The organism is Sphingopyxis sp. YF1 (assembly GCF_022701295.1).
In the GTDB taxonomy this organism is placed as follows: Bacteria; Pseudomonadota; Alphaproteobacteria; order Sphingomonadales; family Sphingomonadaceae; genus Sphingopyxis.
Genome location: NZ_CP033204.1, coordinates 275,320 through 299,497, shown reverse-complemented (window position 1 = coordinate 299,497; position 24,178 = coordinate 275,320). Strand labels below are relative to the sequence as shown.

21 protein-coding genes are annotated in these 24,178 nt (G+C 68.2%); 16 read left to right on the top strand and 5 right to left on the bottom strand.

Features of this window, described 5'->3' with window-relative positions:
• Positions 1-12: 12 nt before the first annotated feature.
• The 5 genes from EAO27_RS01525 to EAO27_RS01505 all read left to right on the top strand — a co-directional run bounded on the left by EAO27_RS01525 (position 13) and on the right by EAO27_RS01505 (position 5,221).
• On the top strand, positions 13-1,071 hold the full coding sequence (locus EAO27_RS01525) for an endonuclease/exonuclease/phosphatase family protein (protein WP_242776406.1): 1,059 nt from the start codon (positions 13-15) through the stop codon (positions 1,069-1,071).
• Between the two features lie 100 nt (positions 1,072-1,171).
• Complete coding sequence (locus EAO27_RS01520; RefSeq protein WP_242776404.1) at positions 1,172-1,627, top strand: DUF983 domain-containing protein; 456 nt, start codon at positions 1,172-1,174, stop codon at positions 1,625-1,627.
• Complete coding sequence (locus EAO27_RS01515) at positions 1,620-2,981, top strand: PLP-dependent aminotransferase family protein (protein ID WP_242776402.1); 1,362 nt, start codon at positions 1,620-1,622, stop codon at positions 2,979-2,981. Before EAO27_RS01520 ends, EAO27_RS01515 begins: the two co-directional genes overlap by 8 nt.
• Positions 2,982-3,270: 289 nt before the next feature.
• Positions 3,271-4,158 (top strand): hypothetical protein, encoded by an 888-nt coding sequence (locus tag EAO27_RS01510; protein WP_242776400.1) that lies wholly within the window; start codon positions 3,271-3,273, stop codon positions 4,156-4,158.
• A gap of 91 nt (positions 4,159-4,249) precedes the next feature.
• On the top strand, positions 4,250-5,221 hold the full coding sequence (locus EAO27_RS01505; protein WP_242776398.1) for a magnesium and cobalt transport protein CorA: 972 nt from the start codon (positions 4,250-4,252) through the stop codon (positions 5,219-5,221).
• Between the two features lie 198 nt (positions 5,222-5,419).
• Here the strand turns inward: EAO27_RS01505 and EAO27_RS01500 are convergent, their stop codons facing one another.
• Entirely contained in the window at positions 5,420-6,070 is a 651-nt protein-coding gene (locus tag EAO27_RS01500) for a glutathione S-transferase family protein (protein ID WP_242776396.1), read from the bottom strand.
• A 208-nt stretch (positions 6,071-6,278) separates the two neighbouring features.
• Here EAO27_RS01500 and EAO27_RS01495 point away from each other — a divergent pair, with 208 nt between their 5' ends.
• The 5 genes from EAO27_RS01495 (at position 6,279) to EAO27_RS01475 (ending at position 14,244) form a co-directional block, all read left to right on the top strand.
• The gene (locus EAO27_RS01495; protein WP_242776394.1) at positions 6,279-7,922 is read left to right on the top strand and encodes a CHASE domain-containing protein; all 1,644 of its coding nucleotides are present in this window, start codon (positions 6,279-6,281) and stop codon (positions 7,920-7,922) included.
• 22 nt (positions 7,923-7,944) lie between these two features.
• Positions 7,945-11,562: a hydantoinase B/oxoprolinase family protein gene (locus tag EAO27_RS01490; RefSeq protein ID WP_242776392.1), complete on the top strand. Its 3,618-nt coding sequence runs from the start codon at positions 7,945-7,947 to the stop codon at positions 11,560-11,562.
• A gap of 81 nt (positions 11,563-11,643) precedes the next feature.
• The gene (locus tag EAO27_RS01485) at positions 11,644-12,315 is read left to right on the top strand and encodes a DUF969 domain-containing protein (RefSeq protein ID WP_242780385.1); all 672 of its coding nucleotides are present in this window, start codon (positions 11,644-11,646) and stop codon (positions 12,313-12,315) included.
• Positions 12,312-13,250: a DUF979 domain-containing protein gene (locus tag EAO27_RS01480; protein WP_242776390.1), complete on the top strand. Its 939-nt coding sequence runs from the start codon at positions 12,312-12,314 to the stop codon at positions 13,248-13,250. The genes EAO27_RS01485 and EAO27_RS01480 overlap by 4 nt, the downstream gene beginning before the upstream one ends.
• A 1-nt stretch (position 13,251) precedes the next feature.
• A complete protein-coding gene (locus tag EAO27_RS01475; RefSeq protein ID WP_242776388.1) occupies positions 13,252-14,244 on the top strand; it encodes a DUF2891 domain-containing protein in 993 nt (330 codons plus the stop codon).
• On the opposite strand, the gene EAO27_RS01470 is transcribed toward EAO27_RS01475, so the two are convergent.
• Genes EAO27_RS01470 through EAO27_RS01455 form a run of 4 tightly spaced genes read right to left on the bottom strand, consistent with a single transcriptional unit; the run spans position 14,241 to position 18,913 of the window.
• Positions 14,241-15,476, bottom strand: coding sequence for a nucleotidyltransferase family protein (locus EAO27_RS01470; RefSeq protein WP_242776386.1), 1,236 nt, complete (start codon positions 15,474-15,476; stop codon positions 14,241-14,243). The genes EAO27_RS01475 and EAO27_RS01470 overlap by 4 nt on opposite strands.
• The gene (locus tag EAO27_RS01465; RefSeq protein WP_242776384.1) at positions 15,473-17,194 is read right to left on the bottom strand and encodes an ABC transporter ATP-binding protein; all 1,722 of its coding nucleotides are present in this window, start codon (positions 17,192-17,194) and stop codon (positions 15,473-15,475) included. Before EAO27_RS01465 ends, EAO27_RS01470 begins: the two co-directional genes overlap by 4 nt.
• 7 nt (positions 17,195-17,201) lie before the next feature.
• Positions 17,202-17,687: a lasso peptide biosynthesis B2 protein gene (locus tag EAO27_RS01460; protein ID WP_242776382.1), complete on the bottom strand. Its 486-nt coding sequence runs from the start codon at positions 17,685-17,687 to the stop codon at positions 17,202-17,204.
• Complete coding sequence (locus EAO27_RS01455; protein ID WP_242776380.1) at positions 17,684-18,913, bottom strand: cupin domain-containing protein; 1,230 nt, start codon at positions 18,911-18,913, stop codon at positions 17,684-17,686. Before EAO27_RS01455 ends, EAO27_RS01460 begins: the two co-directional genes overlap by 4 nt.
• Before the next feature lie 151 nt (positions 18,914-19,064).
• Between EAO27_RS01455 and EAO27_RS01450 the strand changes: the two genes are divergently transcribed.
• The 6 genes from EAO27_RS01450 (at position 19,065) to EAO27_RS01425 (ending at position 24,119) form a co-directional block, all read left to right on the top strand.
• Complete coding sequence (locus EAO27_RS01450; RefSeq protein WP_242776378.1) at positions 19,065-19,658, top strand: aspartyl/asparaginyl beta-hydroxylase domain-containing protein; 594 nt, start codon at positions 19,065-19,067, stop codon at positions 19,656-19,658.
• The gene (locus EAO27_RS01445; RefSeq protein WP_242776376.1) at positions 19,655-20,584 is read left to right on the top strand and encodes a hypothetical protein; all 930 of its coding nucleotides are present in this window, start codon (positions 19,655-19,657) and stop codon (positions 20,582-20,584) included. Before EAO27_RS01450 ends, EAO27_RS01445 begins: the two co-directional genes overlap by 4 nt.
• A gap of 3 nt (positions 20,585-20,587) precedes the next feature.
• On the top strand, positions 20,588-21,442 hold the full coding sequence (locus EAO27_RS01440; RefSeq protein ID WP_278190114.1) for a sulfotransferase domain-containing protein: 855 nt from the start codon (positions 20,588-20,590) through the stop codon (positions 21,440-21,442).
• 52 nt (positions 21,443-21,494) lie between these two features.
• Positions 21,495-21,779 (top strand): PqqD family peptide modification chaperone, encoded by a 285-nt coding sequence (locus EAO27_RS01435; RefSeq protein ID WP_242776374.1) that lies wholly within the window; start codon positions 21,495-21,497, stop codon positions 21,777-21,779.
• A 130-nt stretch (positions 21,780-21,909) separates the two neighbouring features.
• The gene (locus EAO27_RS01430; RefSeq protein ID WP_242776372.1) at positions 21,910-22,050 is read left to right on the top strand and encodes a hypothetical protein; all 141 of its coding nucleotides are present in this window, start codon (positions 21,910-21,912) and stop codon (positions 22,048-22,050) included.
• A gap of 245 nt (positions 22,051-22,295) precedes the next feature.
• Positions 22,296-24,119, top strand: a complete 1,824-nt coding sequence (locus EAO27_RS01425; protein ID WP_242776370.1) for an asparagine synthase-related protein — start codon at positions 22,296-22,298, stop codon at positions 24,117-24,119.
• Positions 24,120-24,178 lie beyond the last annotated feature (59 nt).

Below are 24,178 nucleotides of genomic sequence, written 5' to 3'. Positions count from 1 at the left end.
AAGGCCGGTCCGGTGACCCGAAAGCAATCCCCGACGATCGCGATCATCGCCAGCGCCCTGCTGCTCGGCGCCTGCGGCTCCACGCCGCCGCTGCGCGTGATGGCGTGCGCCGACGCGCCCGCCGCGCCGGTGCGGAGCGACGGCGAAAGCCGGACCGCGACGCTGTCGGTCCTGACCTACAATCTGGAAGGCCTCGGCTGGCCGGCGCGCAAGGGCCGCGCGCGCCAATTGGCACAGATCGGATCGCGGCTGGCGGCGATGAACGCCGCAGGCACCGCCCCCGACGTCGTGCTGTTCCAGGAGATGTTCAGCCCCGCCGCCAAGCGCGCGGTCGCGGCGAGCGGCTATCCCGCCATCGCGCCCGGGCCGCGCCGTCTCGACCCGCCCGACGCCGTCAACGGACGGATGCCGGGGTCAGCGAAGCCGCTGAAGGGCGAGGTCGGCATCCGCCTGCTCGGCAGCGGGATCGCGATCGCATCGCGCTACCCGATCGTCGCGGTCGAAACCGACGCCTATGGCCGCCGCGCCTGCGCGGGGCTCGACTGTCTCGCGAACAAGGGCGTCATGCTCGCGCGCCTCCATCTCCCCGGCGTGCCCGGGCTCGTCGACGTCTACAACACCCACATGAATTCGCGCGCGGCGTCGGGCGTCGCCGAGCCGCGCAACCTCGCGGCGCATGCACGGCAGGCGCTCGCTGCGTCGGATTTCATCGCACGGACGCAGGCGCCCGAAAACCCGCTGATCCTCGGCGGCGATTTCAACATGCGCCATTCGGAGGCGCGGTGGGAGGGATTTTCGGCGCATCATCCGCTCGCGCTGGTGCACGAGGTGTGCATCGATCCCGCATCGGGATGCCAGGTCGCGCTGTCATGGGACGGCGACGAACCCTGGATGGACACGCAGGACCTGCAATTTTTCGCGAACGGCGAACGGCTGGCGATCCGGCCGCTGCGCGTCGAGGCGATGTTCGACGGCCGCCCCGACAGCCCGCGATTGTCGGACCATGACGGTTTCCTCGTCACCTACGAGCTGCGCTGGCCCGCGGCGACGGTACCCGTGCCCGCCTGCTGACCGCGCGCTTTTGCGTTCGCCTCTGGACTTCGCGTCGCTGGAATATTATGTATGGTAATGTGCATGGATTTATGCACGGTATCATGCAGGACATCGGACGATGACGACCGAACTCGAAGGACGCGACAAATGGCTCTGGATCTACCGGACCGGGCTCCATGGTCATTGTCCGCGCTGTGGCGAGGGGAAGATGTTCCGGCGCTGGCTCAAGGTCGCGGACCGCTGCGAGGTTTGCGGACTCGACTATGAGTTCGCGACCCCCGACGATGGCCCGGCCTTCTTTTCGCTCTGCTTCATCGCCTTTCCGCTGCTCTTCCTCGTCGTCTGGTTCGAGGTCGCGCTCAATCCGCCCTGGTGGGGGCACCTGATCGTGTCGGGGCCGCTGATGATCGTCCCCTGCCTGCTCGCGCTGCAGCCGATCAAGGGCTGGCTCGTCGCCTCGCAATATGTGAACAAGGCGCAGGAAGCCGGCACCGGCGCGCTGTGGGCCGAGCTCAACGCGCGCGTGAAGGATTCGCGCACGAGAGGGGAGGCAGTCGGCGACAGCGATGGCTGAGGCATGGGTTCCCGACCTCGCCCGGACCACGGGCGCCAAATATCTTGCGATCGCCGAGGCGATGGCGGCTGCGATCGAAAGCGGGCGGCTGCGCGCCGGCGACCGGCTGCTGCCGCAGCGCGACATGGCCGCGCGACTCGGGGTCGACCTCACCACCGTCACCAAGGCTTATGACCGGGCGCGCGGGCGCGGGCTGATCGGCGCGCGCGGCCGCGCGGGAAGCTTCGTGCTGGCGCAGGAAATGATCCCCGCTGGCGCCCCCCCGCTCGATACCGGGATGAACATGCCCCCCGAGGTCGCCGGCGGCTCGCTGCTCGCGACATGGGAACGCACGGCAAGCGCGCTGCTGCGCGCGCCGGGGGCCGGCGCGCGGCTCCATTATACGCCGGCGGGCGGGCGCGCCGCCGACCGCGCCGCGGGTGCGGCGATCTTCGACCGGCTCGGCCTTGCGAGCGACCCCGATCAGGTGATCGTCACCGCAGGAGCGCAGAACGCGCTGCACGCCATCGTCGCCGCGACGCTGCGGCCCGGCGATGTCGTCGCCTGCGGCACGCATGTCTATTCGGTCTTTCTCGCGCTCGCGCGAAAGGCCGGGCTGCGCCTCGCGCCGCTCGATCGCGTCGGTGCCGATGCGCTCGACGCGCTGTGCCGCACCACCCGGGTCGCCGCACTCTATCTGGTGCCGACCATCGACAATCCCACGACGCACACGCTCGATCCCGACGAACGCCGTGCCCTCGCGGCGGTCGCGCGGCGGCACGGCGTGCGGCTGATCGAGGACGACGCCTACGGCCAGTTGCCCGAACAGCCGCTCGCGCCGGTGACCAGCTTCGCCCCCGACCTCGGCTTCTACGTCGCCAGCCTGTCGAAGATCCTGTCGCCCGCTCTGCGCGTCGCACATGTCCGCGCGCCGTCGATGCGCGACGCGCTCGCGCTCGCAGCGGAAGTCCATGCAACCAGCGTGATGGCGCCGCCGCTCGACGCCGCGCTCGTCACCCACTGGCTCGACAACGGCAGCTACGACCGGCTGGTCGCCGAAACGCGCGCCGAGGCGAAGGCCCGGCAGGCGATCGCCGCGTCGATCCTGCCCGGCGGCAGCTATGCCGCGCACCCGTGCGGCTATCATCTGTGGGTTCCGTTGCCCGCGGGGATCGATCAGGGGCAACTCGCGGGCGTGCTGCGCGCCGCGGGGCTGACCGCGATCACCGCCGACGCCTTCGCTGCGGGTGAGGACGGCGGATCGGCGCTGCGCGTCTCTCTGGGCGGCGCGATCACCCGCGAAGACCTCGCGCGCGGACTGACGATGCTCGAAATGCAGCTGTCGGCCGGCAACCGCGGGGCCGGCGTGATCTAAGGCGGCGCGCGTTTCATATCACCCGTTCGCCCTGAGCCCGAGCGCGATGCGAACTGAACGCACGATGCTCCGGACCTTCGTTCGGTAGCGCGACCGAACGCCCGCGATCCCGCCTCGCCGCAAAACCTCGTGCGCCTGACCGGGCCCGAAAAGGCGCGCGATACGCCCAATATTATTTTGCATTTTCGCTGCAAATCATCCCTCCTATATTTACCGCATTCAAAAAAATTGGGGTCGGCAACAAGCAGGGGGAGAAATTCACATGCGTATTATTGCGCTCATTTCCTTGATGTGCCTCGCACCCGTGCCGGCTCTCGCCGACCCGCTTCAGGTCCAGTTGAAGCTCGATGCCACACCCGCCTTTGCCCAGGATGATGCGTTCGACCTCGACGAGGATATCGTCGACGAGGGCGAATATGTCGCGACGCTCGAGGTGTCGAAGAAGAATATCTGGCACAGTCAGGGAATCGCGCTCGCTATGGGGGTCAGCTCGGCGCCCCAGAAGTTCGACGATCAGGCCCCGACCAGCGCGCGCTTCTACGAAATCCGGGTCGGCGGCGACGCGATCCGGTCGCTGCACAAGCTCACGCTTGCCGAAACGAACGATCTCGCCGACGCCGCGGTGAACGACCAGTGGCGCCCCTATGCCAAGTTCCGCCATTCGGTCTTCTACGATGGCTTTTTCGACTCGCGGGCGCGCCAAGGGCAGGACCTCACCGTCGGCCTGCGCTTCGTCGACGTCCGTACGATCATGTGCGACCATGCCGCACGCCCGGCGTCGATAGTTGGCGCGTGCAGCAACACCCCGGGTGTCAGCTGGGACGTGCGCGCCGAGGTGATGCACGGCTGGTCGTCGGACGATGCACGCGAACTCACCCAATATACGCTGCGGGCCGACCTGATTGGCCGCACCGTCGCGCGGGCCGTGCGCTTCGGCGTCCGGCTGCGCGCCGACCGGTCGCACTTCGACCATGTTCTGGTCGGGACCGAAAAGCGCAAGGAATGGCGTGTTCGCGCCGGCGTCGGGGCGAATTTCACCCCGCTCGTCAGCAGGTTGCACAAAGATCTGACGCTCGATTTCGAACTGCGCCGCCAGTGGCGCGATTCGAACGATCCGGCGCGCGACAAGGATGATTTTCATTTCCTCGCCGCAACGGGCTTCACCGTCAAATTCTGACGTCCGCGCGCACGTAGACGCGACGCGCCCACTTTCCTTCCCGGCCGGGCAGCCTATCTAGGACCGGACCCCAGCCACGGAAGCCCTGCCGATGCCGATCATGGCCGCCCGCCACTACAACAATGGCCAGCTCGTGCGCGAGCTCGGTCCCGACGACATCGTCTCCGACAATTGCGACGCCGACGACTTCTTCTGGCTCGGCCTCTACGAACCGACGCCCGGCGAACTCGAGGCCATCGCGAAGCGCTTCGGCCTTCATCCGCTCGCGGTCGAGGATGCGCTGAAGGCGAACCAGCTGCCCAAGGTCGAGGCCTATGGCGACCAGCTCTTCGTCATCGCGCGCACCGCCAACCTCGAAGGCGACACGATCGAGCCCGGCGAGACCGCGATCTTCGCGGGACCGCACTTCCTCGTCAGCGTCCGCCACGGCTCGGCGCGTACCCACACGGCCGTGCGCTCGCGGCTCGAAAGCCTGCCCGCCAAGCTCGCGCACGGCCCCGACTATGTCCTCTATGCGATCCTCGATTTCATCATCGACGGCTATTTCCCGGTCATCGACGCAATCGAGGACCGGATGCTGCTGCTTGAGGAAAGCGTGATGGACACCCCGCTCGACGCAGTCGAAATCCGCCATCTCTACGCCCAGCGGCACGAGATCATCCGCTTCCAGCGGCTCGTCGGCCTGATGAAGGAAGTCGCGGGGCGGCTCGCGACCGACGACGACCTGCCCAATATCGACGCCGCGGTGCGCCCCTTCTTTCGCGACATATGGGATCATGTCCAGCGCGCCGAATTCCGCCTGACCAGTCTGCGCGACATCGCAGCTTCGGTGATCGAGACCAACGGGCTGCTCGAACAGCAGCGCCAGGGCGTCATCACCCGCCAGCTCGCCGCTTGGGCCGCGATCCTCGCGGTGCCGACCGCGATCGCCGGCATCTACGGCATGAACTTCGACTTCATGCCCGAACTCGGCTGGAAACTCGGCTACCCCTACGCGCTCGGGCTGATCTTCGGCGGCTCGGCGCTTGTCTTCTGGCGCTTCAAGCATATCGGCTGGCTGTAGCCACGACAGGCGCCGGATCACTCCGCCGTCTTCGGCGTCCACTTGCCCCTGGTCCGGCTGGTCAGGTGAAAGCGACGACAACGGTCGCAGCGATAGGGCCGCAGCACCAGCCCGCTCCGCTGCGCCGCGACCACTGCTTCCTCCGCCGTCGCGTAGCGTGCCTTGCGCGCACAGATGCTCGCCCGCGTCCGCATCGCGTCAGGCGGCCAGCACCTTCGCCATCATCCGCTCTTCCTTTTCGATCCACGGCGCCATGCTCGGCCGCGACAGGATCGCCGTGCTCCACGCCGCGATCCGGGGGTGCTCCGCGGGATCGACGGCTGCGCCGCAGTGGCGGAAATTCATCAGCGGCGACGCGACCGCAAGGTCGGCAAGCGTCAGCCGATCGCCGACCAGATACCCCGAATCGGGGATCGCGCCTTCCAGATAGTCGAGTAGCTTCGGCAGTTCTTCGCTTTCGGCGAGCGTCGCGGCGGCGAGGTCGCCCTCGCGGCCGAGAAATTTCGGGGCGACGATGCGGTTGAAGAACATCTTGCCGCTGCACGCCGCGAATACCGTATCGCCAAACTCCTCCCACCAGATCACCTGCCCGCGCGCCCGCGGGTCGGCGGGAATCAGGGCAGGCTCGGGATATTTCGCCTCCAGATACTGGATGATCGCGCTCGAATCGGCGAGCCGGAAACCATCGTCATCCATCGCGGGCATCTTGCCGAGCGGCGAAGCCGCCCGGAAGCCGGGGTCGGGATCGCCGATACCGACGCCCTTCAATTCGAACGCAACCCCCTTCTCACCCAGATAACCGAGCAATTTGCGCACGAAGGGCGACACCACCGAACCGTATATGATCATCTAACCGCTCCCGTCTGAGTTACTGCCGTCGCGACCGACACTAAGCGACGGGTTGCGATCCGCAACCCGTCGCTTGATGTCGTGCGTGCACCATATTGCGCTTGCCACCTGCCGCGCCGCGTGGGAATGTCGCGCGGGAGGAGCGCCACCGTCGGCATCTAAATCACAGGAAAACAAGACGATGCGCTCTGCTTTGGCAGATCGGTTGATGGGACTTCTGGTCCGCTTCGTTGGGCTGGTGATCCTGATCGCAACGCTGATCGCCGCCGCCGCCAGCTTCTTCTACAACCAGGCGCAGGAAGCCGATCAAGCCAGCCGCGTCGCGATGCAAGTCAACATGCGCCTGCGCGACCATGTCGGCGTGCTCGAGGGTGTCCGCGCCCTCTACCAGTCCGACACCGCGGCGAGCGGCCCCGGTATCCGCGCCTATCTCGCCGCGCTCCAGCCCAATGTCCATTCGCCGGGCATGGAAGGGGTAGGCATCGCCGCGGCGATGCGCGCCGGCGCGCCCGCTGGGCTTGAAGCGCAGCTGCGCACCAACTACGGCCGCGACATCCAGATCTGGCCCACGACGACAAACCAGCCCATCAGCTTCGGCGTCGTGCTCGTCGAACCCTATACGCCGCGCCGCAACGTCGCGCTTGGCTTCGACATGTACAGCGAACCGGTACGACGCGAGGCGATGCGCCGCGCCTGGCAAACAGGACGTCCGGCCGCGAGCGGTATCGTCCACCTCGCACAGGAACGCGCAGCCCAGCACAAGCAGCCGGGTTTCCTCATCTATGTCCCGGTCTATGCCCGCGCCGCTACGCCCCCGCCAGCGGCCTCCAAATCAGTTCCTCCCGCCACACCGACCGACGCGCCGACTGATGCGCCGACCGTCGCCACCGCCCCCGGCGCACGGCCGATCGAAGCGTTCGTCTATGCGCCCTTCCGCACTCACGACCTGATGACGGCGGTGCTAGGCGAACAGTTGAAGACGATGGACGGGGTCGAGGTCCGCGCCGGGCAGGGTCCGTCGGCGCCGCTCGTATTCCGACACGGCCGCATCGGCTGGGATTCCCACGAACAAAAGCTCCGCGTCGCCGACCGCCAATGGACAATTCGCATTTCCTACGGCCGCTTCATCGACCGGCTCGGCCGCCCGCTTGGCATCCTGCTCTTCGGCATTGCGCTCGCCGTACTCGCGACGCAACTCCACCGGCTGCAGCGGCGGCGGATCGATGCCGCGCAGGCCCTCGCCGAAGAGCAGGCACGCCACGCCGAAGACCGCGAACTGATGATGGGCGAAATGGCGCACAGGATGAAAAACGCCTTCGCGCGCATCGGCGCGCTGGCGCGCATCACGCTGCGCGAATCGGACAGCCTCGCGGATTTCGAAACCAAATTCGACGGGCGTATGCGCGCGCTGTCGGACGCAAAGCAGATGCTCGTCACCGGCGCGCACGATACCGTCGATCTCGGGCAGATCCTCCGCCGCGAACTCGAACTCGGCGGTCTCGCGGCTGATCAACTCGCGGCAGTGACCGGCCCCGATGTCCGTCTCGACGACGAAGGTGCACAGGCGCTATCGCTCGCGGTCCACGAATTCGTCACCAACAGCATAAAATATGGTGCGCTCGGCGGCACCGGCGATCTCCAAGTCCGTTGGACACGCGAGTCCGATGACGTCGAACTGCGCTGGGTCGAGGCCGGTCTCGCCGCCGCCCCCGACGTCGCGAACGAAAGTTTCGGCACCCGCTTCATCCGGTCGCTGATCGAACGGCAATTGAAAGGAAGCTGGATGCGCGAAGCGTCGGACAACCGCCTGACGATCGTCATCCGTTGGCCCGATCAGGGCCCGATGAGCTGACCGCGTCCCGGACATGCCCTCGATGAATCGCGATCCGCGCTGGCACATCTGGATCGACCGCGGCGGCACCTTCACCGACGTCGTCGCGCGCCGCCCCGACGGCACCGTCGTCACCACAAAATATCTGAGCGAGGATCCCGCGCGCCCGGGCGACGCGGCGATCAATGCGATCTGCGATCTCACCGGCGCGGGCAGCGGCGCGCTTCCCCCGCTCGCGATCCGCATGGGCTCGACCGTCGCGACCAACGCCTTGCTCGAACACAAGGGCGAACCGACGCTGCTCGCGATCACCCGCGGCTTCGGCGACGCGCTCACCATCGGCTATCAGGACCGTCCCGACCTCTTCGCGCGGCGGCTCGACCGCCCCCCGCCCCCGCATGCGATGGTCGCCGAGATCGCCGAGCGCACCGGCCCCGACGGCACCGTCCTGGCCCCGCTCGACGCGGCGCAGGCGCGCGTCGCGCTGCAAGCCGCGCGCGACGCCGGCCTCACCAGCATCGCGATCGTGCTGATGCACGGCTATCGCTACCCCGCACACGAGGCACGCCTTGCCGAAATCGCTTCCGAACTCGGCTTCACGCAAATCTCGACCAGCCATGATGTCAGCGCGCTGATCAAACTCGTCGGGCGCGGTGACACCACCCTCGCCGACGCCTATCTCTCACCCGTCCTCCATCACTATGTACACCAGTTTGTCGGGCAGCTCGGCGACGACGTCGACCCGCAATTCATGAAAAGCTCGGGCGGTCTCGCATCGGCATCGGCCTTCCACGGCCGCGACGCGATCCTCTCGGGCCCCGCGGGCGGCATCGTCGGCATGGTCGGCAGCGCCGCGCCGCTCGGCAAGGACCGGCTGATCGGCTTCGACATGGGCGGCACCTCGACCGACGTCAGCCATTATGCCGGCCGCCTCGAGCGCGATAACGAGACGATCGTCGCGGGCACGCGCATCCGCGCCCCGATGCTGCGCATCCACACGGTGGCCGCGGGGGGTGGCTCGATCTGTCGCTGGGACGGCGCACGCCTGCTCGTCGGCCCCGAAAGCGCGGGTGCCAACCCCGGCCCCGCCGCCTATGGCCGCGGCGGGCCATTGACGGTCACCGACTGCAACGTGCTGCTGGGAAAAATCCAGCCCGATCACTTTCCTAGGCTCTTCGGCCCGAGCGGCGACCAGCCGCTCGACCGCGACATTGTCGTCCGCAAATTCGCCGCGATGGCCGCGGAGGTCGGTAATATCACCCCCGAAGCGCTCGCCGAGGGTCTGCTCGCGATCGCGGTCCAGCAGATGGCGAACGCGATCAAGCGCATCACGATCGCGCGCGGCCATGACGTCACCCAAGGCTACAGCCTCGTCGGGTTCGGCGGCGCCGCGGGCCAGCATGTGTGTCTCGTCGCCGACGCACTCGGGGTCGACGAGATATTGCTCCACCCGCTCGCTGGGGTGCTCTCCGCCTATGGCATGGGCCTCGCCAAGCCCTCGGCGATCCGCGAGCGCACGCTGGCGCTCAAGCTCGAGGCCGATTGCGCGGCCACCCTCTCCGCCGCGGAAGCCGAACTGTCGGGCGCGGCCCGCGCCGACCTATCGGAGCGCGCCGAAACGACGCGCGAAACGCTGCTGTTCGTGCGCCTCGCCGACAGCGACAATGCGATCGAACTCCCGTTCGCGCCGCCCGCCGAGGTCGCAGAGGCCTTCGCCGCCGCCTTCCGCCAGCGCTTCGGCTATGCCCCGCACGACAATCTGGTCGTCGACCGCATCCGCATCGAACTGACCGAGACGGGCGACACGCCCGCCGCCCTGCCCCCGGCATCGGCCGCAGCCGAAGCCGAACCCGAAACCGTCGTCGCCTGGCTCGGCGGCGCGGCGCACGAGGTTCCGCTCCACCAGCGCAGCGCCCTTGCCCCCGGCCGCACCATGTCCGGCCCCGCGATCATCGTCGACGCGCTTTCGACGACGATCGTCGAGCCGGGCTGGAACGCGACGGTCGAGCCGGAAGGGACGTTGAAACTCGTATGTGCTCCCCGGCGAAAGCCGGGGTCCAGCGCAATCGACAACGCGCACGACAGCGCGCATTCCGCTGGCCAACCCGACCCGATCCGCCTCGAAATCTTCAACAGCCTGTTCATGGCGATCGCCGAGGAAATGGGCGGCGCGCTCCAGCACAGCGCCTCGTCGATCAACATCCGCGAGCGGCTCGATTTCTCCTGCGCGATCTTCGATCGCAGCGGCAGCCTCGTCGCCAACGCGCCGCACATGCCGGTGCATCTGGGTTCGATGGGCGAGAGCGTCCGCACCATCCTCCGCCAGCGGTCCGCCGACGGGCGCGGCATCAAACGCGGCGACGCCTATGCGCTCAACGCCCCCTATGACGGCGGCACCCACCTCCCCGACATCACCGTCATCATGCCGGTGTTCGTGGCCAAAGAAGATGAGGGCAGCGACACCCCGAGCTTCTTCGTCGCCGCGCGCGGGCACCACGCCGATCTCGGCGGCATCGCCCCCGGCTCGATGCCCCCCGACAGTCGCAGCATCGCCGACGAAGGTATACTCTTCGACAATGAGCTGATCGTCGACGACGGCAATTTCTGCGACGCCGAGGTCCACGCGCACCTCACCGCGGGTGACTGGCCCGCGCGCAACCCCGCGCTCAACATCGCCGATCTGAAGGCGCAGGTCGCCGCCTGCCAGCGCGGCGCCAGCGCGCTTGCCGACCTCAGCGCCGCGCACGGTGCCGCGACGGTCGCCGCCTATATGGCGCACGGCCAGCGGCAGGCCGAAGCCGCGGTGCGCCAGCTCATCGCGGGCCTGGGCGACGGCCAGTTCCGCTACGCGATGGACAATGGCGCCGAGATCGCGGTCGCCGTGACGGTTGACCGCGAAGCACGCAACGTCACCATCGACTTCACCGGTTCGAGCGCCACCCTCCCCGACAATTTCAACGCACCGCTCCCCGTCGTCCGCGCCGCCGTTCTCTATGTGCTTCGCACCATGCTCGACGACCCGATCCCGATGAACGAGGGCTGCCTCGCCCCCGTCACCTTGATCGTCCCCGCGGACTCGATGCTCAGCCCCAGCTATCCCGCCGCGGTCGTTGCAGGCAATGTGGAGACGAGCCAGGTCATCACCGACGCGTTGTTCGCCGCCTTCGGCGCGATGGCCCCGGCGCAGGGCACGATGAACAATTTCACCTTCGGTAACGATACGTACCAATATTATGAAACGATCGCCGGCGGCTCGGGCGCTGGCCCCGGCTTTGACGGCACCAGCGTTATCCAGACGCACATGACCAACAGCCGCATGACCGACCCCGAAATGATGGAGACGCGTTTTCCCGTCATCGTCGAGGAATTTTCGATCCGCCGGGGCTCCGGCGGTTCCGGGAAATGGCACGGCGGCGACGGTGCGACCCGCCGCATCCGTTTCCGCGAACCGATGGCCGCGAACATCCTTGCCAACCGCCGCAGGGTCGCCCCCGCGGGCCTCGCTGGCGGGGGTGAAGCCGCGCCTGGCCGCAATTGGGTCGAGCGAGCCGACGGACGGGTCCAACATCTCGCCGCCACCGACAGCGCCGAGCTTGCAGTGGGCGACGCCTTCGTGATCGAGACGCCGGGTGGCGGAGGCTTTGGAAAAGCGGGGGACTGAAGCGATGCGGGTTTGGGAAGAATTTTTGTTCGCGTCTTCGTGCGAACCCATTTTATCGCAGACACCGCGAGCGCGCGCCTGATGTTCGTCCTGATCGGCATCGCCATCATCATCGCGGGCTTCCTGCTCCGCTTCAATCCGCTGCTCGTGATCATGGCCTCGGCGCTCGCCACCGGGCTTGCCGCCGGACTCGACCTCACCGCGATCATCGCCGCCTTCGGCAAGGCGTTCAACGACACGCGCTATGTCTCGATCGTCTGGATCGTCCTCCCCGTCATCGGCCTGCTCGAAGCATACGGGCTGCAACAGCATGCGCGCAGCCTGATCGACCACATGAGGGGCGCGACGCTCGGCCGCCTGCTCACCTCCTACCTGCTGCTCCGTCAGGCGATGGCCGCGGTCGGCCTCACCTCGGTCGCAGGCCATCCGCAGACCGTCCGCCCGCTCGTCGCCCCGATGGCGGAGGCGGCCGCCGAAGCGAAAAACGACGCGCTCACCGACGACCAGCGCGAGGAGGTCAAGGCCTTCGCAGCCGCGACCGACAATATCGGCCTCTTCTTCGGCGAGGATATCTTCCTCGCGATCGGCTCGATCCTGCTGATGAAAGGCGTGCTTGAGGGCTATGGGTACCAGATCGAGCCCTTGCATTTCTCGCTGTGGGCAATCCCGACCGCGATCGCCGCCTTCGTGATCCACGGCTTCCGCCTCCGGCGCCTCGAACAGCGGATGGCGAAGCGGGGGGCGGGCGCATGATCACGCTCGGCTTCGTCTATTTCCTCGCGGGCCTCACCTTCGCGGCCTTCGCGGCGCTCGGCCTGGCCGACCGCAGCAATCCGAAGCGCTTCGGCAATGCCGCCTTCTGGAGCCTGCTCGCGCTGTCGATGCTCGCTGGAAATCATCTCGGCGACTTCGGCAACGGCCTGCTCGTCCTCGCACTCGTCGCGATTGCTGGCACCGGCCAGATCGGGCGCGTGCCCGGCGGCGACGTTCCGGCCGAAACACAGGCCGAACGCGCCGCGAAGCACGGTCCCTTCCTGCTCCTCGTCGCGCTGATCATCCCCGCCGCCGCGCTCGCGGGGACCTTCCTGTTCAAATGGGTCCCAGGCCTCGCCGACCCCAAGCAGGCGACCTTGATCTCACTCGCGATCGGCGTCCTCATCGCGCTCGCGGTCGGCATGGCGCGGCTGAAGCCCCCGCCTTTGCTCCCGCTCCAGCAGGGGCGCCGCCTCCTCGACGCGGTCGGCTGGGCGGCGATCCTGCCGCAGATGCTCGCCAGCCTCGGCGCGGTGTTCGCGCTCGCCGGGGTCGGCGAAGTCGTCGGCACCCTCATCGGCACCGCGATCCCCGCGGGCAGCCTGTTCGGCGCGACGCTCGCCTTCGGGCTCGGCATGGCGCTGTTCACGATGGTGATGGGCAACGCCTTCGCCGCCTTCCCGGTGATGATGGCGGCGGTCGGCCTGCCGCTGCTGATCAGGCAATATGACGGCGATCCCGCGGTCGTCGCGGCGATCGGCATGCTCGCGGGCTTCTGCGGCACGCTGATGACCCCGATGGCGGCGAACTTCAACCTCGTCCCCGCAGCGCTGCTCGAACTCAAAAACCCCTATGGCGTGATCCGCGCGCAGATCGGTACCGCGCTGCCGCTGCTCGCGGTGAACATCCTCTTCATCTGGCTGTTTGCATTCTGACATGACCCAGCTCACCCCCGATCATGCCACGCGCTTCGCGACCGCGACCCTGTCGCACCTCGGCCGCGAATATCCGTACAAGATGGACCTCGTCCTGAACGACCCCGAGGATGCGAAGCCCCCGCGCGAGCATCACCCGATCTTCCACGGCAGTTTCGACTGGCATAGCTGCGTCCATGGCTGGTGGCAGATCCTCCGCCTCGCGCGCCGCTTCCCCGATCTGCCCGTCGCCGCTGACATCCGCGCGCGCGCCGACGCCATGCTCGTCCCCGACAAGGTCGCGGGCGAACTCGCCTTCCTCGCGCGTCCCTATGCGGCAGGCTTCGAACGTCCCTATGGCTGGGCGTGGCTCCTCGCGCTCCACGCCGAGGCCGAGCGTCACGACGCGCCATGGGCGGCCGCGCTCGAACCGCTCGCGCTCGCTTTCGCCGCGCGCTTCCACGCCTTCCTGCCCAAGCTCACCTACCCGCTGCGCGTCGGCACCCATTTCAACATCGCCTTCGCGCTCCTCCTCGCACGCCACTGGACCGAAACCCGCGACGCCGATCTCGTCGCGCTGATCGACACCCGCGCCCGCGACTGGTTCGGGCACGATCGCGACTGTCAGGCGTGGGAGCCCGGCGGCGACGAATTCCTCTCCTCGGCGCTCACCGAAGCGCATCTGATGGCTGCCGTCCTCGGCAGCGAATTCACCGGCTGGTTCGACGCCTTCCTCCCGCGCGCCGCGCAGCAGCAACCCGCGACGCTCTTCACCCCCGCCTCGGTCTCTGACCGCAGCGACGGCAAGATCGCGCATCTCGACGGCCTCAACCTCAGCCGTGCGTGGAGCTGGCGCGCGATCGCCTCCGCGCTCGGCCCGGCACACCCCACCGCGCCCATCGCCGAGGATGCGGCGCAGCACCACCTCGCCGCCGCCCTCCCCCACGTCACCGGCGACTGTATGGGCGAACACTGGCTCGCGAGCTTCGCTTTGCTCGCCCTCGACGGGTTCTAGGACTTCCCGGTGCCCAGCCAGGCGCGCATCGCGCGCATGTCGTCCACCTCGGCGTCCAGCCCGGCATCGCCGCGCCGGCGCAGCCATTGCCAGGCATTGTCGGCCATGCGCAGCGGATAGGCCGGCCATACGCGCCAGTCGCCCACCGGCACCCCGGCATAATGCGCGACGATGTGACGCGGCGGAAAGGCGCGCCGCAGCAACAGCGCGGCGCGGCCGCCGGCCCCGTCGGCTTCGGCCATGTACGTCGCAAAGCCGCGCTCGGCGCGCGCGTCCATGTCCTGCAGCATCAGCGCTTCGGCCTTGGCGATCAGCGCACCAGGCACCCGCGCGACTTCGACACCCGCGCCTGCCAGCGGCCCCATATATTTCGCGGTCAAAGCGAAAATCAGCCGCGCGCCGCCCGCCCAGCCCTGCGCGTCCGCCACGCGCCAGAAGCGCGGCCAGTCGATCGTCGCCGCGCGCACCGCGCCCGCGATGTCGGGCAGCAGTTGCGGCCCGTTATCGAACGGCTGGCGTCCATAGGCCGCGTGCACGACCAGATGCAGCAGCGTGTCGGTGGGGTCCAGATAGGCGATCTCGGCCGGCCCCATGCGCGCGCGCATGCGCCGCGCGAGCAGTCCGGCGGTGGTCGCCGCCACCGCCGCGCGATCCTCGCCCGGCGCCGGGTTCGACAGGCGCCAGTGGATTTCGAACGCGATATGGCGCGGTCCCCAGTGCAGCGGCGGCAAATGCTTGTGGTGCGCGCGCGCATAATCGACCGGGGTGTGCGACACCGGACCCGCCGCCGCGCCGGCGTCCTGCATCAACGCAAACAGGCGCAGCGCATCCTCTTCGCTCAGCAAAAGGTCGATGTCGCGCATCGGCCGCATCGCGGGGTGCGGATAGGCCTGCCACGCGAGCCACGCGCCCTTGAGTGCGGCCCACGGCAGCCCCGCCCGATCGGCGATTCCGCCGACCGCGATCAGCGCCTGCTGGACGCTCAGCGACCGTTCGCTCGCCGCGCGCCAGCCGCGCGTCCAGCGCGCCCGCAAGTCGGCGGGTACCGGCCAGTCGGCGCCGCGATCCGCCATCTGGCGGTGCAGCAGAGGGGCAAGACGGTGCTGCTTCGCCATGTCGGCGATCGTTTCCCACGCACCATCGGACAGCGCGGCGAGGGCGGCGCGATCGACCGTGCGCGTCTTGGCAAGCATGTCGAGCAGCAGCCGGGCCAGCGCCGCGCGCTCGGTCATTCGGCCGCCTCCGCCGCCGGAACGACCCGCCCATGTTCGATCCGCACAATCTGGTCGGCAAGGTCGAGCATCGTGCGGCGATGGCCGATGATCACCAGCGTCACCGCGCCGTGCAGCCCCGCGATCGCGCGGCGGATCGCCGCCTCGTTCGCGGGGTCGAGCGCGCTCGTCGGCTCGTCGAGCACGAGCAGCTCGGGCGACAGGAGCAGCGCGCGCGCAAGCGCGATGCGCTGCCGTTCGCCCCCCGACAATTGCTGCCCGCGGTCACCCACCGCAGTGTCGATCCCCTGCGGCAACGCAAAGACGAACTCGGCCGACGCCTTTTCGAGCGCCGCGCGGAGCGCCGCCGCGTCGGCGCCAGGCGCCGCCCACAACAGATTGTCGCGGATGCTGCCGCCCAGCAGAAAGGGCTGCTGCTGCACATAGGCAACCGAACGCCGCCACAATTGCCGCGTCGCGCCCGCGATCGCCATATCGTCGACGCGCATCGTGCCCGTGTCGGGCGACAGCAGCCCCATCAATATGTCGGCAAGGCTGCTCTTGCCCGCGCCCGAGGGTCCGACGATCGCGGTCGTGGTCCGCGCCGGCAGGTCGAGGTCGATGTCCGCCAGCGCCGCACCGGCGCGCCCGGCATAGGTAAAGCCGACGCCGCGCAACGTCACGGCGTGCGCGAGGCCGATCGGCAGCGCGTCCACCGGCGCCGGCGCCTCGGCCACGGTCGCGACCGTGCGCCGCAACCCGTCGGCCTCGGCCATCGCGGGCGCCGCGTGCAGCCAAGCATGCCAGCTCTGCTGGATGATCCCCAGCATCGGCACCAGCCGCGCAAAGACGAGCAGGATCGGCAGCAGCGCTGCGAGCGGCAGGTCGAGCAACGCCAGCCCGACATAGACGAGCGCTGCCATCAACGCTCCGCCCGCGAGCTGCAAAGCGATCCGCCCGTGGCTCGCGCTCGCGGCGAAATCGATCTGCCGCACGCGCAGCGACTGCAACACGGCGGCGAAGCGCGCGCGCTGACGCGCCTCGCTGCCCAGCATCTTGGTGATGCGTATCGCGTCGAAGCTCTCGCCCACTTCAGCCTGCAACGCCTTGTTCGCGCCGCTCAGCGAACGGCCGAGCGCGACCGCGCGGCGGCGGTGGCCGGCAAAGCCGAACAGGATGATCGCGCCGCCGAGCATGGCGACAAGCGCCACCTGCCACGACAGCAGGAACGCCGCGGCAAGATAGGCGATGACGGTGATCAGCGTCGCCGCGAGCGTCAGTAACTGCTGGAATGCGCCCCCGATCCGTCCGATGTCGGTGATCAGCAGGCTCGCATGGTCCGACGCGCGCTGCGCCGTCAACCAGCGCCACTCGGCCGACACCAGCCCGGCGAAGAGCGTTTCGCGCAACCGGTCGACAACGACATGCTGAAGCTCGAGCGCATGGATCGTCTGCGCATGCTTGACCGCGGCGCGCACGACCAGCAGCGCGAGGAAGATCAGCAGCACCTGTCCGAGCGAAAGGCTGCCCGCAACGCGCGTCAGCAGCCCGCCGAAGCCCCCGCTCCCGCCCAGCCCTGCGCCTTCGCCGCCGACCAGCGCCAGCATCGGCACCAGCATCATGATGCCAACCCCCTCGGTAAGCGCCGCGAGGGTCATCAGCGTCAGCACGACGATCAGCCGGCGCCGGTCGGCGGCGGCGAACATCGCCATCAGCAGCGCGCGGGGCGCGACGGGCATCGCCGGGTCAGACAAAAGCCGCCACCTCGACCAGCGCGGGGTCGACCGGATAGCCGGTGATCCGCTGCCCCGACGCATCGAGCCACGCATGCGCCGGCGGCGCGTCGGGATCGATCGCCAGCGCGGCCCCATGGTCGCGCATCACGCCCAGATGCACCGTCGACGCGATGCCCCGCCGTCGCAGCATCGCGCGCGCCGCCATCGCTTGCGGCAGGCATACCGCCTCGACCGGCAAGCGTCCGGCGGCGAAGCGCACCGCCCAGCCGACCCGCGTCGCGGCGTCGTCCGGGCCCGAACGTGACGGCACCGGCGGCAGCGCCGACGGTGCGACGGGCTGTCCCAGCCAGCGCGCGACGCGGCGAAAGGGCAGCATCGCCACCGCGATCCGCGCCGCCAGCAACAGCACCCCCGCTTCGGCGACCAGCAGTACGCGCGGTCCGCCGAGCCGCCACGCGCTCGCCAGCTTGCGCCGGGCCAGGCCAAGGCGGCTCATGGCGGCGAGCCGAGGTCGACGAAAACCGCGCCCGCCGCGACCAGCCGGATCAGCAATTGCTCGACCTCGGCGCGCACGGCCGGGTCGAGCCCCTCGGCCAGCGCCGCGAACGGCGTATCGCCGGCGCTCGTCAACCGGCCGAGCACGGCGCCCGCCTCGGCGCCGCAGGCAAAGAAACGGCCGTTCGCCTCAATCCCGCTCTCGCTGCTCACCGCGTCGTGTTCAGGCACCAGCGCCCGCGCGCTCGCGAGCCGCAGGCGGCTGCCGTCCGACAGCCGCACCATCCGCCCCGCCGCGAAATCGGGCAGGGTGAACACCGGTCGCGCGGCGCGCGACGCTTCCTGCTCGGCAAGGAATTGCTCCGGGGGACAGGCCGCGTGCAAATCGGCCAGCGCCGCGCCCAGCGCGCGCCAGTGCGCGTCGGTCGCACTCGCCCCGCCCGCCACCGGCCAGTCGGCGCGAAACAGCGGCAGGCTTGCCGCCTTGCCCGTCAGCCAGCGCAGATAATCCTGCCCCGTCGGCGGCGTCAGCGCCAGCGTCAGGTGCAGGCTCGGTTCCTCGACCGGGGTCGCGACGTGCCACCAGCCGCGCGGGATATAGAGGAGGCCGCCTTCCTCGAGGATTTCGTCATGGACCGGAACATCGTCCGCCGCCGGCGGGGGCACCGTCTCGCCGCGCGCGGGCCTGTCGCGCGTCGGCCGCTGGACGCGCCAGTGCTTGCGGCCCGCAACCTGCAGGATGAACACGTCGTGATGGTCCCAGTGCAGGTCGAACCCGTGGTCGGCGCGCCATCCGGCATAGAGGTTGACGTTGCAACGCACGCCGAGGTCGCGGCCGATCCCGTCGGCCAGATCGCCTACCCGTGCAATCATCTCGTCGACGAAGCTCAGCACCAGCGTGGCGCCCTGCGCCAGTTGCGCCGTCACCGCCCCCGCGTCGAGCCGTCGGTTGCTCCCCGTCGCATGCACGAACGCCCCAGCCTCGACCTTCTTGCCGCCGCGAACGAGCTGGATGCGCGGCGGTTCGAGCCGCTGCGTCGTCAGCACATGGTTGATCTCGTCCCAGCCGATCAGGCCCGCGAATTGTTCCGGCCGGCCGGGCCAGGCGCGAAAGCCACGGTTCCAATATTCGTCCAGAAAGGTGCCAGCGTCGAGCGGCGCGACGAGGTCGGCGAGCGACGGCACCGCGTCGCCGGGACCCTTCCGCGCGTGCTCTTCGTCCGCCATCCGGCACTCCCCTCAACCGATACACCCCGCGCGACCTTTAGCCAGCCGCGGCGGCGGGTTCAATGCGCACGGCTAGCCCGGCACTTCGCGCTTGCCGCCCGCGCGTGCAGCCGCCAATAGGAATCAGCCGTTCGGGGGAACCAAGCACATCATGGCCGTCATCGTCACCAAACCTACGACCGTGCGCGACCTCGGGCCGGTCGATGCGTCGGCGCTCCGCGACCGCGTGGTCGCGGTCGGTGAGCGCGCCTGGGCGGGCGAGGATGCCCTCAAGGAAAATGATTTCGAGGTCTTCCACCACACGCGCCACATCGTCTTCCGCTTCACCCCGGGCAACCGCGACCCCGAGGACAGCTACGACAACCCCGCCTGGCACGTCTGGCGCCCGTTGCTGCAACCGGTGATGGATGCTGCGGTCGCCCCCTATGGCTTTGTCGATCCCGCCTTCCCGAAAGCGATGCTCGCGCGGCTCGAAGCAGGGCAAATCATTGATCTTCACCGCGACGGCGCCGGATCGAATCTACGCACGCACAAGATCCATGTGCCGCTCGTCACCAACCCCGGCGCTTTCTTCCTCTGCGGACCCAATCGCCATCACCTCGCCTCGGGTCATGCATGGGAAGTCAATAATATCGCGCCGCACGGCGGGGTGAACGAAGGCGACGCCGACCGCATCCATTTCATCTTCGAAGTCTTCGATCGCGCCGCGACCCGGGACGCCCCCGGCGCGGCCCCCGCGACATGAGCGCCGCACCCTTCTTCTACAGCCACTACGGCCTTGCCCTGCGCTCCGATCTCGCGCTGCCGCATCTGCTGCCCGGCGATCCCGCCGCACCCGCCGACGTCGACATCCGTCTTGCCTCCATCGCCGACGACCGGCTTGCCGACGCGATGCATTTCCGCAACTGGCGCGCCGAACCCGGCGAACTCCTTTTCCACGCCTTCGGCATCTGCCGCCTGCTCGTGTCGGGCGGCACGACGATCCTCGTCGATCGCGAAGCCGGCGCGACCGATGCCGCGCTCGTCTCGATCCTGCTCGGCACCGGCATTTCGGCGCTTCTGATGCAGCGGCACATCCTGCCGGTACACAGTTGTTCGATCGCCAGCGACCGCGGCGCGATCCTCGTCATCGGCCGTTCGGGCGCGGGCAAGTCGACGACGCTCGGCGGGCTGGTCGCCGCGGGTTGCACGATGCTCGCCGACGATGTCACCGGGGTGACCGTCGACACCGCGGGCGCGACCGCCATCCCCGCCTTCCCCGCGATGCGGCTCTGGCGCGACAGCCTCTCGCTGCTCGGCCGCGACGACGACGCCAGGGTCCGCGTCCGCGAGGACATGGAAAAATATTATGTCGCCGTCCCGCGCTTTCGCGCCGCACCGATGCCGATCCGCGGCGTGGTGCTGCTCCAGGGGCATAATGGCAGCGCGATTACGCGGCGCGACGTGCCGATGGCAAACCGGGTCGAGGCGCTCGCCCGCTATGTCCATCGCAAGAATTTCCTGCGCGGACTCGGTCTCCAGCCATGGGCGTTCGACGCAGTGGTCCGCCTCGCGCAATCGATCGAGATGGTCGCGATCGGCCGCCCCGGGCTCGGCACGACGCCCGCCGCCATGGCGGGCGCGGTAATCGACCATTTCGCGCTCGGCGCCGAGCTCACGCGCGCCGGCTGACCGATGACCGGAAGCATCGTCTGGCTCGCATCCTACCCCAAATCTGGGAACACTTGGTTGCGCGTGATGCTTACCCACCTGCTCCATACGCCCGGCGAGAATTTCAGCCTCAACGCGCTCGACGGCGGGATCGAGGGGGGCGATCGCCACACGCTCGACGACGCCTGCGGCATTGCTTCGGCCGAAATGACGACCGCCGAACTCATTCGGTATCGCGCCATGCTCCACCGCCAGATCGCTGCAGAAGCCCGCGCGCCCTTCTTCATCAAGACGCACGACCAATATGCGCTGGCCCCCGACGGCACCGCGCTCTTCCCGACCGATACCAGCCGTGCCGTCGTGTATATCGTCCGCAACCCGCTCGACGTCGCGCTGTCCTTTGCGCACCACGGCCAGAAGGATATCGATGCGACGATCGCGCGCATGTCCGACCCGGGTGCGATGCTCAACGCGTGGCCCGACCGGATCAGCGACTTCCTGCCCGTCCATCTCGGTCGCTGGAACGACCATGTCGCAAGCTGGACCGCTCAGGACGCAATTCCGCTATGCCTGCTGCGCTACGAGGACATGCTCGCCGATCCCGCGGCGGCGTTGACGCGCGTCGCGACGGCGGCGGGGATCGACGCGTCGCCCGCCGCGATCGCCGCTGCAGCGGCGGCGAGCAGCATCGCGGCGCTACAGGCGCGCGAAGCTTCCGAGGGGTTTGCCGAGAAGCCCGCCAACATGCCTGCCTTCTTTCGCAGCGGCCGCGCCGGCGAAGGAGCCGAAGCGCTGACGTCGGCACAGATTGAACGCATCGTCGCCGATCATCGCGAACAGATGCGCCGCCTCGATTATCTTCCCGACCTGTTCGCTTGACGCACCGCAGCCCGCCTCGCTATCGCGGCGAAGGATATCATTGGGGGTAAGAATGATGGCCGCAATCGCTGGCAATACTTTGATCACACGCAATCCGTCGGTCCTGTTCAACGATTTCGACGACGGGCTGATGATGATGGACATCGATAGCGGCAATTATTTCGACATCGATTCGGTGGGCGGCCGGATCTGGGCCCTGCTCGAATCGCCGGCCACGCTCGACCAGATATGCGAAGCGCTGCTCGCCGAATACTCGGTCGATTCAAACGCCTGTCGCGATGAAACGGGGACGTTCATTGCCGAACTCGCGGACAAGGGACTGGTTACGCTTCAATAAGGGCCGTGAAACGAACCGCCCGGCGCCTTGACTGGACGGACTTTATGCCCCATCATCCCGGCGTTTTTCGCACGGTCTCCGGCGATCGTCGCGAATGGACGGATCACGCAAAATTGGGGGTAAGTGGGACATGACCAAGACCGTGAACAAGCAAGTGCCGCGCAAGGAATGGAAAAAGCCCGAACTGCGCTCTGTCGTTCCGGCGGCGCGCACCCGCGGCGGTGCCTTCGGTCAGAACGACCAGGACGACGCCTTCTACGACCCTTCCTGATTGCCGTCCCGACTGCGGAAACTGCTGGAATGAATCCGGCGAAGACCGCGCGCGATACTGCTTTCACTTCGTCGCCTCGCGCAGTATCGCTTCGACAGCGAACGATGTTCGTTGTCAAAATGTGATATTTGGCGAGTTTCGAATGGCGGCAACGGACCGGATACAACACCGGGATCGGGACTGATGGCTCGCGCGCCGCGCGCATCGAATCGTGCGCCATTTTCAGGACGGAAGCAATCTCGGCGATGCATCGGTTTTGCGGCATCATTGACCGGCGCGGAATCCGAGCGGGCGAGAATTTCATCGCCGAAGCGCTCAGCGCTGACGCCGCGATCCTGACTGGCGGCGAAGCACGCTTCGCAGCACTGGCGACGACGGGGTCGATCACATCGCGCGGCGCGCTCCATGTCGACGACAGACTGATTCTCGTGGCCGACGCGCGCATTGATGGCCAAGCCGAATTGCGCGCCGCGCTCGCCGAAGACGCACCGGACGTCGGCGCACCCGCGACCGCACTCATCGCTGCCGCATGGCGCCGTTGGGGCGTCGACTGCCCCTTGCATCTCTACGGTGACTACGCCTTCGCACTGCACGACCTGCACAGCGGTGACGGCTTCGCAGCGCGCGACCATGTCGGCGCGCGCCCTTTCTTCTACGCCCTCGCCGACGACCGTCTCGCCTTCGCGAGCGACCCAGCGGCGTTGCTGGCGCTTCCCGACATTCCCCTCGATTTCGATGAAGAATTCGTAGCATCAACCTTGATCCATCGCACCTTCGAACCGCTCGGCCGCAGCTTCATCCGTGCCATGCGCCGCCTCGAGCCCGGTCATTACCTTCATGTTTCGAACGGTCACGCGCGGATTGACCGCTGGTGGGGGCCCGAAAGCATTGCGGTCGACAACACCGCCGGCGATGCCGAAACCATCGCGCGCTACCGCATGTTGGTTACCCAGGCGGTGACCGACCGTATGGCCGGCGCAACCAGCTTTGCCGTCCATCTCAGTGGCGGCCTCGATTCCTCGCTCATTGCGGCGCTAGCGGTTCCCGAACTGCGCGCGCGCGGACTTGCCGATCCGCGCGGTTACAGTTGGCATCTCGTTGACCCCGACGCGGTTCCCGACACCGAGCCGGGCTGGAGCGAATCGATTCGCGAGCGTCTCGGGCTCGAACTCCACGCGCCCGCGCTGTCCATCGAGGAAATCGCGGCCCTCTTCGCGCAGGACTGGACGCGCGGTCCGGACATCCGCAATCTGCTGCACGAGGGTGCTATCCAGCGCGATGCGGCAGCGCAGGGCACAGAGGTCATCCTGTCGGGCTGGGGAGGTGACGAAGGCGCATCCTTCAACGGCCGCGGCTATCATCCATGGCTTTTCGCGACCGGCCGCTGGCGCACGCTTTACCGCGACCGCGGCGCGCCGGGGATCAAGGCCGGGCTGCGGACCATCTATCACGCCGGCCGCCGTTTGATTCGCGAATTCCGGCCAGAATTGCCGCTGCGCTGGCGCGCGCGGGCGGGCAAGAGTCTCATTGATCGGGGCTTCCTGCGCCAGACCCGGTTGCTTCCCATCCCGCGCCTGCGCGAATTCGGGGTGCGCCGGACGCAGCATGATCTGCTCCGCTACAGCTCAACCACGGCACGGCTTGAAGACTGGGCGATCAGCGGTGCAGCACATGGCATCGACTATCGCTTCCCGCTGCTCGACCGCCGCCTGCTCGAATTTCTCTACACGCTTCCCCCGCGCATGTTCCGCCGCGGTCCGATGCGGCGGTGGCTGATCCGCCAAGCCAGCGAAGGGCTTCTCCCCGACCTCGTTCGCCTCAACAACAGCAAGAAGGAGCCGCTGCGCGTCGCATGGATCGAAAAGGCGATGGGCGAAGCGATCGCGCGCATCGCCGACCGCCTCGACGCGGCGCCAACGCCGCCGACGCGCGCACGATACATCGACATGGAGGCACTCCGCGCCCGCCTCGCCGACACGCGCCGCACCGGTACGAACCGCGATGCGGCGCTACGTATCGCGATCCAGTTTCTCGACATCCCCACCGACCCGGCCGCACCGAAGCCATGATCCTTTCGTTCAGCCGCGATTTCGCCTTTATTGCGGTGCCGAAGACTGGGGGGCATGCA